General features: G+C 45.5%; 11 protein-coding genes. 4 read left to right on the plus strand and 7 right to left on the minus strand.

What is annotated here, in order from left to right; genetic code table 11:
- Positions 1-1,110, plus strand: a 1,110-nt coding sequence (locus JHC35_RS02690) for a hypothetical protein (RefSeq protein WP_295041836.1), incomplete at its 5' end; no start/stop codon positions are given.
- Positions 1,111-1,129: 19 nt separating this feature from the next.
- On the opposite strand, the gene JHC35_RS02695 is transcribed toward JHC35_RS02690, so the two are convergent.
- From JHC35_RS02695 to moaC, 3 genes are read right to left on the minus strand one after another with little or no spacing between them, the layout of a single operon-like run.
- On the minus strand, positions 1,130-2,179 hold the full coding sequence (locus JHC35_RS02695; protein ID WP_295041837.1) for a DUF6781 family protein: 1,050 nt from the start codon (positions 2,177-2,179) through the stop codon (positions 1,130-1,132).
- 9 nt (positions 2,180-2,188) lie between these two features.
- Positions 2,189-2,458, minus strand: a complete 270-nt coding sequence (locus tag JHC35_RS02700) for a DUF493 domain-containing protein (RefSeq protein WP_295041838.1) — start codon at positions 2,456-2,458, stop codon at positions 2,189-2,191.
- Positions 2,424-2,909 (minus strand): cyclic pyranopterin monophosphate synthase MoaC, encoded by a 486-nt coding sequence (moaC, locus tag JHC35_RS02705; protein WP_295041846.1) that lies wholly within the window; start codon positions 2,907-2,909, stop codon positions 2,424-2,426. Before moaC ends, JHC35_RS02700 begins: the two co-directional genes overlap by 35 nt.
- 243 nt (positions 2,910-3,152) lie before the next feature.
- Here moaC and JHC35_RS02710 point away from each other — a divergent pair, with 243 nt between their 5' ends.
- On the plus strand, positions 3,153-4,034 hold the full coding sequence (locus tag JHC35_RS02710; RefSeq protein WP_295041839.1) for a hypothetical protein: 882 nt from the start codon (positions 3,153-3,155) through the stop codon (positions 4,032-4,034).
- Here JHC35_RS02710 and mobA read toward each other — a convergent pair.
- The 3 genes from mobA to JHC35_RS02725 form a co-directional block, all read right to left on the minus strand.
- Complete coding sequence (gene mobA, locus JHC35_RS02715) at positions 3,976-4,560, minus strand: molybdenum cofactor guanylyltransferase MobA (protein ID WP_295041840.1); 585 nt, start codon at positions 4,558-4,560, stop codon at positions 3,976-3,978. The two genes, JHC35_RS02710 and mobA, sit on opposite strands and share 59 nt — an antisense overlap.
- Positions 4,560-5,021 carry a DUF2780 domain-containing protein gene (locus JHC35_RS02720; protein WP_295041841.1) on the minus strand — a complete coding sequence of 154 codons (462 nt, stop codon included), beginning with the start codon at positions 5,019-5,021 and terminating at the stop codon, positions 4,560-4,562. Before JHC35_RS02720 ends, mobA begins: the two co-directional genes overlap by 1 nt.
- Positions 5,022-5,108: 87 nt before the next feature.
- Positions 5,109-6,377: a 3-isopropylmalate dehydratase large subunit gene (locus JHC35_RS02725; protein WP_295041842.1), complete on the minus strand. Its 1,269-nt coding sequence runs from the start codon at positions 6,375-6,377 to the stop codon at positions 5,109-5,111.
- Positions 6,378-6,562: 185 nt separating this feature from the next.
- Between JHC35_RS02725 and arsC the strand changes: the two genes are divergently transcribed.
- Positions 6,563-6,907, plus strand: coding sequence for an arsenate reductase (glutaredoxin) (gene arsC / locus JHC35_RS02730; RefSeq protein ID WP_295041843.1), 345 nt, complete (start codon positions 6,563-6,565; stop codon positions 6,905-6,907).
- Positions 6,908-6,915: 8 nt separating this feature from the next.
- Here arsC and JHC35_RS02735 read toward each other — a convergent pair whose 3' ends face one another.
- A complete protein-coding gene (locus tag JHC35_RS02735) occupies positions 6,916-7,686 on the minus strand; it encodes a M15 family metallopeptidase (protein ID WP_295041844.1) in 771 nt (256 codons plus the stop codon).
- 106 nt (positions 7,687-7,792) lie between these two features.
- On the opposite strand from JHC35_RS02735, the gene JHC35_RS02740 reads away from it, so the two are divergent.
- Complete coding sequence (locus tag JHC35_RS02740) at positions 7,793-8,110, plus strand: hypothetical protein (RefSeq protein WP_295041845.1); 318 nt, start codon at positions 7,793-7,795, stop codon at positions 8,108-8,110.
- The last annotated feature ends 30 nt before the right edge of the window (positions 8,111-8,140 follow it).

Here is an 8,140-nt window from a genome sequence, read left to right on the forward strand (position 1 = left end):
ATCGAACATTTGAAAGCCTTTAAGAACTATATCGATAATAATCAACATATTATGATTAAAGCACCCAGACGGTTTGGTAAAACGTCACTGGTTGTTCAACTCTTTTCTCTCCACAAGTACAAAACAATCTACGTCGATATCAAAAGAGCAACTACATTGCAAGCCCTCTCGGAACAGATTATTGATGAGGCGTATGCACTCGCGGGATACAGTGGAATTATCCAAAAGACCAAAGAGTCTATTACTACAGTGTTAAAACAGCTTCGGGCATCGGTTAAAATCGATATCAGCATCCTTGAGGTGACGATAGAGACATTGGAAAAAAATGAGAAAAATCAGATCGATGAAGTTGAGTTTTTTTTATACGCGCTCGATTTGGTTGAAAAGATAGGGGGAGAACAGGGGATCAATATAAAATTTGCCATGGATGAGTTCCAAGATATTTTAGGGATTGCCAATTCTAAAATTCTCGATCAGATGCGCTCCGTAATTCAACACCATCAGAGCGTTACCTATATTTTTCTAGGTAGTATTGAGAACATCATGAATAAAATCTTCTCCAGTAAAACATCGGCTTTTTTCCATTTTGCACGAATAATTGATTTGGGCGGACTTGATGTAGATGAACTTAGCGCCTATACTAAAAAGTTTTTTACCCAACATGGTATACAGTTTGATGATTCACTCGATATTCTCATCGGTTATTTAGAAGGTCATCCCTACTATTCCATAAAAGCATTGCAAACGCTCTACTATAAAACGCTCGATAGCACCTCAAAAGCAATCACGGCAGAAGATTGTATTAATGCGCTTCGCATATCTGTTTATGAGGCTAAATCGTATATTGAAGAGGTAATCGAAAAGATCAAGTCTAAAAAACATCATCATGCGATTATTTGGGGATTGGCGAATGGTGTTAAGATCAAAAATGTTGACAGCCCAACGCTCTATAAAACCTATAAATCACTTGAAGAGATGGGATATATAAAAAAGCAAGATCGGGGAGAATATCGTATAACCGATATCTTTTTGAAACTGCTTTTGCAACAAAACAGCGATACCGCATTGACGTTAGAAAATGAGATTAACTTTGTTGGGCTGGCACTCTAAGAAGTGCCAAGGTCAAATACTATTTCTTGTCCATTGCCTCTTTGGCTCCCTTAATCGCCCCTTGCATCGTCGATTTGGCGACACTCCATGCGCGTACGCCGATCGCTTTGGCCTCTTGAGCCGATTTCGATTTGAGCAATTTATTACCCCGTTCACTGACCCCTTTTTTGATTTTTGCAAGGCGTGCACGGAGGAGTTCAACGGTCTCTTTTGAGAGGTGTTTGAGTTCATCTGAACCCGAAGAGAGCTCATGATTGAGTGCTTCGAGTTTTCGGATCAGAATCGGATCGTTATGGGCGTGGAGACCGTGAATGATTTGGGCATAGAGGGTATCGACGTTATCGAGTTCCACTTCGATGGTTTTGTATTCGTCACGGTAGAGAGCTTTGACCTCTTCGGGAACATAGAGGAGATACTGGTGAAATTTTTCGATGGAACGAAGAAGAGCATTGTGAATACCGTGCAAGGTTGCCCGTAGAATGGTCTCTGCCTGATTCGGTGTTGCTTCGGCGATATTGAGGGCATTTTGGAGAATACTGGCAAGTATTCGTCGGATACGGGTCGCATTGAGAACATTGGCGTTCAATGAGGTGAACGTAATCTCTTTGATGATCTCTTGAAGCGTCTCTTCGGTATCAGAGCCTTTTTCGAGGGTCGTAATAATTGCACTCTCGGTAATCTCTTCGAGAATTTCGAGCAGATCGATCGATTGCAGTTTTACGTTATGAAGTTTTTGCAGCGTTTCGTCGTTTCCGGAGAGGTGTTTTTCAAGGATGTTGTAGAGGGTATATTTGAGATGCTGCAACTCTTCACTTTTGCGGGCAATCTGACGTTCAATACGCTCTTTTTGCACCATCAAATCTTCGAGTTCACCATAGAGAGCATGCCCCTCTTCTTCGATCATCGCACCGGTAAAAATACGAAGTTCCTGAAGAGAAAGGGCATGGGCAGAGGTAGCCCATTCTGTCTCTAAGGCGCTTATCATATCGGAAACTTTCTCCTCGATGTCGTTTGCGCTTAGTGTGCGATATCGGGTTTTCATGTCCCGTTTGAATGTTTCTAAATTCATATTGACTCCTTATAACACCATTTTGATGTGTGGATGCGCTTTGAGCGTTTCGTAAAAATAGGTTCGTTCATCTTCGTTGTGGACGAGCAGTTCGAGATTCATACTGATGTATTTTCCACCCTTGCTGACATTGGAAGGATTGAGCGAATAGGCTCGTTCCCCGATAATCTCCATCGCCGCGATTTCGATACCGGCTCGTTCATAAGCGACGACTTTGTAGCACCAATTGCACGGGTATTCAAGCTCAAGCTTTTGAGTTGTTTCGTTGATAATCACCACTTTTGCCTCCTGATTTGGTTTCGAGTTGGATCGGACCGATCACCATCGATTTATCGATTGCTTTGAGCATATCGTAGATCGTCAGTAAGCCGATGCTCGTTCCTGTCAATGCCTCCATTTCAACGCCCGTTTGTCCGCTGAGTTTTGCGGTAACGGTGAGGCGAAATCCTGGCAATTCCGGAAGCTCTTCAATGTCACAGTGGACACCGCTGAGATTAAGCGGATGACACATCGGGATGAGGTCGGAGGTCTTTTTGGTTCCCATGATTGCAGCAACGACGGCAGTCTGAAGCACGGGACCTTTTTTTGCCGTTTGGTTGATGACGGCATCGAATGCGGAGCGGCTCATCGTTATAAGTCCGCTGGCGACTGCAACCCGGGCGGTAGTGTTTTTGTCCGAGACATCGACCATTTTCGGACGGTCACGCTCATCAAGATGGGTTAGATTCATAATGGGCTCTTTCATTATTCTTTGTATTATTATAGCTTAGAGTTGTTAATCGAGTATTGATTAAAAAATGAACATCCTATGGTTTAGATTTCGGTTATAGTTTTAGCATGAGTTTTTGGTAATGTTTAACGATGACATGTAATTCCTAAAGTCTCATACCTCCTTCAAAGCATAGGATTGCTCCTGCGATTCAAGAGCAATCCTGATTTATACCGATACAAAAATAATAAAAAAGGGGACACAATGCAAAATTTAGTACGAAGCTACGCCGCAAATGCCCCGTTAATTGAAAAGTTTATAATCACTTCTTTGGGAAGAGTCAGTTTAAAAACCTTTAACGTGCAACTTGCGGAGCGACTGTATAAAACATTTCCGAGCTTGGAATTGATCTATCAATGCGATGAGGGATTTGTTCAAAACTCTCCGAACATTTATTCGGATCACGAAGAGACCCACCATATCGGAGCGGATCGTGCCTATTTGGTCGATGAGAGCGCGCTTGAAAAAGGGTATCACGTCAGTGAGCCCTATATCTCGACGGCAACCGGACATCTGTGCATTACCGTGATTTATGCGGTACCGTGCGGATATCTGTTTTTGGACTTTCGGGTTCGCAGCTTGTTGGAACGGTTTGATCTGATTGAGAAAAATGATATCTTCAAGCGGATGAACCGCTCATCCTATTCTGTTATCGGCGGGGGGCTGCTCTTTTTCGGCGTATTTGTTGTTTTATACGGGTTTTATACCTTTGCGGGGTATTTGCTGGCAGCGGAGCCGCTGAATATCGATGCGGTTTTCAAACCGATCATCGCACTGACGTTGGGATTGGCGGTTTATGATTTGGGTAAAACAATTTTTGAGCAAGAGGTATTGCCGAAAACACAGCATGTGAGCGAGACGTTTAATGCCAAAACGCTCCTCAATTTTTCGGTATCGATTATCATCGCATTGCTGATTGAGGCGTTGTTGGTGGTCTTTAAAATCTCGATCCACAATTACAAAGATTTGCCGTATGCGTCGACACTCATTGCAGCATTGGCATTTTTGCTGCTGGTTTTTGCCGTCTTTATTTATTTGGTGCGCAAAAGCGAGAAAGAGCCTCTTGATACTCGTGTGGATGGTTGAGATTGGCAAACGCTTCTTCGTCGGAAAAATCGACGTATCGTATTTGGCGTGAACTCAGCAGTTTGCCCAAACGGTGATCTCCCTCGCGGAGCATCCGTTCAAATTCACCCAGCAGTGATCGGTGATAGATACCGCAAAGAGGGTGCAAACCTGTCGGGGTACGAGCGATCACCGCATCCATACCCTCATGGTCTGCTTCGATCAATACTCTAAACTCTCTCTCCCCGACAAACGGTGTATCGACACTCAGTACCATAACACGATCATTCTCCAACGCATGAAACATACTGACAAAACCTGCAGTGGGTGCATAATCAACCTCTATCGGATCGAGGATAAAATGTGCTTGAAACGAAAATTTATCGGCAGTTTTGGTAGAGATAGCGACATGCTTGAAGAGTTTGGTGAGGCGATCGTATTGGAATTCGGCAAGTGAGGAGAACCCTCCGAAAGAGAGAAGCGATTTGTCTTGTCCCATTCGAGAACTTTTTCCCCCGGCAAAGAGGACACAGGGGAGTGAAAACATTATTTGCTCATTGCCGTAGAGAGGATTTTATCCATCGCAGGGGTTGCTCCGCTTTGGAGATATTCCAGTACCATAGGGGTAAATTTGGTAATCATAGAGGCATCCATCCCTAAAAAAGAGAACTGGGAGGGTAAATTGCCCATCGCCAGCAAACCGGCAGGTGCGGCGCCCAAAAGGGCTCCTGTTTGCGGTACTTGTTTGGTCAATGCACTAAAATCGGCAGGTTTCATGTTGTTTTTGGCATTATTAATAATCGCCGCCGTCCCTCCGAGCGCTTGGGTTGGGGTAACTCCCAACGAGGTTGTGAGATTTTTGATGAGCGGATTAGAGGTCAAAGACTGATCCAGAGCAGGTGAAGCACTTTGAGCCGCAGGGGTGAGAGTTTGAACAACCGATCCAAAATCAAAGGCATGGGCATTGGAAGCCAAAACAAATAGAGCGGCAAGGGTTAGGGAACGCATGAGGTATCCTCCGAGAAAATTTGAGTTATTATAACCGATAAAGTGTATTTGAAATGTGTGCGAATGTGGAAAATCCCCAAGTGGGGATTATAAAATGGTTGAAGGATCGGTAATGACACCCGTGATGGCAGATGCCGCCGCAACGGCGGAGTTGGCGAGGTAGACTTTGGAACTCCGCGCTCCCATTCGTCCGACGAAGTTACGATTGGTGGTAGCGATGGCGACTTCGTTATCCCCTAAGATCCCCATATAACCGCCTAAACATGCACCGCATGTTGGGTTGGAGACAACACCGCCCGCATCAACGATGATATCGATATAACCTGCTTTGGTCGCTTCGCGAAGGATACGTTGTGTCCCCGGCGTGACGATCAGACGGACATCCGGATGAACCCGTTTGCCTTTGAGGATCTCTGCGGCGATTTTCAAATCACTCAACCGTCCGTTTGTGCAGCTACCGATAAATGCCTGATCGACTTTGATATTGTCGCTGACCGCTTGGCTGAGGCTGTGTCCGTTGGATGGCAAGAATGGATAGGCTATAACCGGTTCAAGTTTACCTACATCAATTTCGAGTACCTGAACATAGGTCGCATCCTCATCGGAGTAGTGGATCTTCGGTTCACGCGCCAGAGGCTTGTCAGCGAGGAACTCAGCGGTGATTTCATCGTACGCGACAATACCGCTTTTGGCACCCGCTTCGATCGCCATGTTACACATGGAGAAACGATCATCCATACTGAAATACTGGATGGAATCCCCGACAAATTCGAGGGTGCGGTAGAGTGCACCATCAACGCCGATCATGCGAATTACTTCGAGGATGACATCTTTTCCGGTTGTATATTTACCGGGTTTTCCAGTGAGGACGACTTTGATTGATTCTGGCACTTTGAACCAGTTGCCTCCTGTAACCATTGCAAATGCCAAATCGGTCGATCCCATCCCTGTAGAGAATGCGCCGAGTGCTCCGTGAGTACAGGTATGCGAATCGGCACCGATGATGACATCACCCGGCACGACAAGCCCTTTTTCAGGGAGCAATGCATGTTCGATCCCCATATCTTTTTCGTCAAAGAAGTTTTTCATGGCATGTTTTTTTGCGAAATCACGGCTTACGCGCGCTTGGTTAGCTGAAGCTATATCTTTGGCAGGGATGAAGTGATCGAGGACGATGGAAAAGCCGTCCGGATTTGCCAGAGCGGTTGCTCCGGAATCTTCGAATGCTTTGATCGAGATTGGGGTAGTAATATCATTTCCGATAACCATATCGATTGGTGAACGGACAATTTCACCCGCGTATACAGGATGTCCGACATGTTCGGAGAATATTTTTTCGGTTATAGTCTGACCCATAATAAATACCTTTGAAAGGGGCTAAATAATAAAGGCGATTATACCATAGCAAGCCTTTACGACTCGTGAATATCTTTGAACTTTTCGCGGATACTCAGGAATTTTGTGTTAAGCAATCAATGAGATAGTTTAAGCTTTATTTGATAAATCTTATGGGGTATAATTTCACCAAAAAAAGAGGCACTATGATCACCATCTGGCATAATCCAAAATGTTCCAAATCACGGGAAGCTCTGAGTATCCTTGAGCAAAAAGGGGTGAAATCGGAGGTATTCAAATATCTCGATACTCCCCCATCGCGCGATGAGATCGTTAGCGTTCTCCAAAAACTGGGAATTTCGGCACGGGCGTTGATGCGAACCAAAGAGAATCTGTATAAAGAGTTAGGATTGGCACAGGTAAGCGATGAAGCGAAACTCATCGATGCGCTTGCAGAATATCCAAAGCTGATCGAGCGTCCGATCGTGATTGAGGGGAATCGAGCCGTTATCGGTCGTCCCGTTGAAAAAGTGATCGAGTTTTTAGGTTAAGCGACGCTTCATTCGTGATCTTTTGCGATGCATGATGGGGTGAGAAGCTCAGGACGATACTCGAAATGCATCGTATCGTAGTGGTACCAGCGCCCTCCCCAAATCCAGCCGTGTTTTTCAAATATTCGCACGATAGAGAGGGGCATTGTGTTGCGATAGCCGATATGTGCCGTCTCAGAGGGGGCTTCATCTTTCCAATATTGGGTTTTCATCGGGGCGAGATCGATTGCAATCCCGAAGCTGTGCATGGAGAGGCGGTCGGTGTCTTTGATAACGCGGTAGCAGTATGTCGTAGCTCCTTCTGCCCAGATACGATCCGATTTGGGCAACTTGGCAATCTCCTGACCGATCGCGTAGAGTGTTTTATCGACTCCTCCTACTTTTGTGACAGGAAGTTTTGTGGAGCCTTTGAGTGTGGGCCAGCTGATGGAAACAAGATTTTTTTCGATCGATTGCTTGTCCTTGCCATACAGGGCTTGGAAAAACGGCTGATAGCGCAGACGTCCCGGATCAAAGAGGTACGGCGGCGGAGTATCGAACCCTCCTGCATCGTAGGATTGGGAGAGTTGCATCTCCAAATCGGCATGGTTGATTTTCTCATCCCATGATACTTTTGGCATGGAGGTTTTATAGGGCAGTTTGAGTCCGTTTTTAAGTACGATCTCCTCTTTGTCGGCGGAAGCGACTAATGTCGGATAGGCATCGACATAGCATTGGGGATTTGCCAAAAGATGGGTAAATACCAAAGCCGAAGCGGCAAGAACGGTGAGTGGGCGCATATGGGTTTCCTCCGAATAATGGTGTTATTTTAGCGAAAGTTTTGACTTCACAATCACTTCACATCCTTCGGTCATGATAGCGCTATCTAAACAATAGGAGTCTCCTATGAAAAAAATTCAACCGTGGGTAGCGCTGATGGGTGCTGCCGTTTTGTTGGCATCAAGTGCTCAGGCAGGATATTATGACCGAGGCGGAAGGTACGAATATCATGAACGTCTTTCTCATCATAACGGTGCCAATTGGGTCGTTCCGCTCGTGATCGGCGGAGTTCTTGGATATGCACTCTCCGAACCGCGCAGAGAGAGCGTTACGTATGTTCAAAGTTCTCCCGCCATTTATGAACCGCAGCCGATCTATCAGGAGCGATGGGTCTATTTTAGCGATTGCGATTGTCAGCGCAAAGTTCTGGTTCCGATTCGTTAACCCCTTTTTTGCCGTTTGATGGTGTACATT

It is taken from the genome of Sulfuricurvum sp., from assembly GCF_022759005.1.
GTDB lineage: Bacteria > Campylobacterota > Campylobacteria > Campylobacterales > Sulfurimonadaceae > Sulfuricurvum.

Excerpts from the sequence above, each read along its gene's own strand:
- JHC35_RS02710 (WP_295041839.1), top strand. The coding sequence starts at position 3,153 with ATGCAAAATTTAGTACGAAGCTACGCCGCAAATGCCCCGTTAATTGAA.
- JHC35_RS02720 (WP_295041841.1), bottom strand. The coding sequence starts at position 5,021 with ATGCGTTCCCTAACCCTTGCCGCTCTATTTGTTTTGGCTTCCAATGCC.
- JHC35_RS02725 (WP_295041842.1), bottom strand. The coding sequence starts at position 6,377 with ATGGGTCAGACTATAACCGAAAAAATATTCTCCGAACATGTCGGACAT.
- moaC (WP_295041846.1), bottom strand. The coding sequence starts at position 2,909 with ATGAATCTAACCCATCTTGATGAGCGTGACCGTCCGAAAATGGTCGAT.
- mobA (WP_295041840.1), bottom strand. The coding sequence starts at position 4,560 with ATGTTTTCACTCCCCTGTGTCCTCTTTGCCGGGGGAAAAAGTTCTCGA.
- JHC35_RS02735 (WP_295041844.1), bottom strand. The coding sequence starts at position 7,686 with ATGCGCCCACTCACCGTTCTTGCCGCTTCGGCTTTGGTATTTACCCAT.
- arsC (WP_295041843.1), top strand. The coding sequence starts at position 6,563 with ATGATCACCATCTGGCATAATCCAAAATGTTCCAAATCACGGGAAGCT.
- JHC35_RS02695 (WP_295041837.1), bottom strand. The coding sequence starts at position 2,179 with ATGAATTTAGAAACATTCAAACGGGACATGAAAACCCGATATCGCACA.
- JHC35_RS02740 (WP_295041845.1), top strand. The coding sequence starts at position 7,793 with ATGAAAAAAATTCAACCGTGGGTAGCGCTGATGGGTGCTGCCGTTTTG.